This is a genomic window from Psychrobacter sp. (assembly GCF_036731945.1).
Classification (GTDB): domain Bacteria; phylum Pseudomonadota; class Gammaproteobacteria; order Pseudomonadales; family Moraxellaceae; genus Psychrobacter.
Genome location: NZ_DAINDI010000004.1, coordinates 36,800 through 37,477 on the forward strand (window position 1 = coordinate 36,800; position 678 = coordinate 37,477).

Below are 678 nucleotides of genomic sequence, written 5' to 3' on the forward strand. Positions count from 1 at the left end.
ATTGGTTATTTGGTTTGGAAAAACAATTCGCCAGACACTGAAAAGGCGCCGATCGAAAGCACACCACCTACTGCCGAGTCTATTGAGCAAGATAGTGCTGCGCAAGCAGATACCACCTCATTAGATGATGGTGAACTAACTTTGGATAGTGATAGCTCGACAAGTACAAACAGCCAAATCCCTGATCCCGACGCTATTTTAAATGCGCCCTTGCCAGAAACCGACAGTTTAGCGAAAGAAGAAATAGATCGCTTGGAAGATGAGCGTCAGCGCTTAGCTGAACAAGAAAAGCTAGCAGCGGAACAGTTGGCAATGAATAAACAGCTGACAGAGATGAAAGAAGAGCAAATCGCCCTGCTGGAGGAGCAAATCGCCCAACTAGAAGCTGCTGAAAGCGCGAAAAATAGTGTAAAATAATATTCATTTCACAAAGGGGCAGATAGATAAATGGCAAGTCTACAACTTACCCACGCCCCTATTTTAAATAGCAGCGCCCAACTGCTGATATTGCCGGTCAATAACGCCGGTATTCTATTAGATCCTATCCTTACGCGCAGCAAAAACCTGTACCCGGACAATTACCAACGCTACTTTCGTGCCTGCCGCGAGGGTAGCCTAATGGTTGGTAGCTGTTTAATGCATAAGCGCGCACGTGAGCAAGCTGGACTTGGTGTCAGT

At 46.3% G+C, this 678-nt stretch carries 1 protein-coding gene and 1 pseudogene; both read left to right on the forward strand.

All coding sequences use genetic code 11. From position 1 onward, the window contains the following. On the forward strand, window positions 1-417 hold a 417-nt coding region (locus V7D75_RS01520), incomplete at its 5' end, for a hypothetical protein (protein WP_333613125.1). Window positions 418-447: 30 nt separating this feature from the next. Beyond that, a pseudogene (locus V7D75_RS01525) lies at window positions 448-678 on the forward strand (hypothetical protein); the annotation flags it as partial.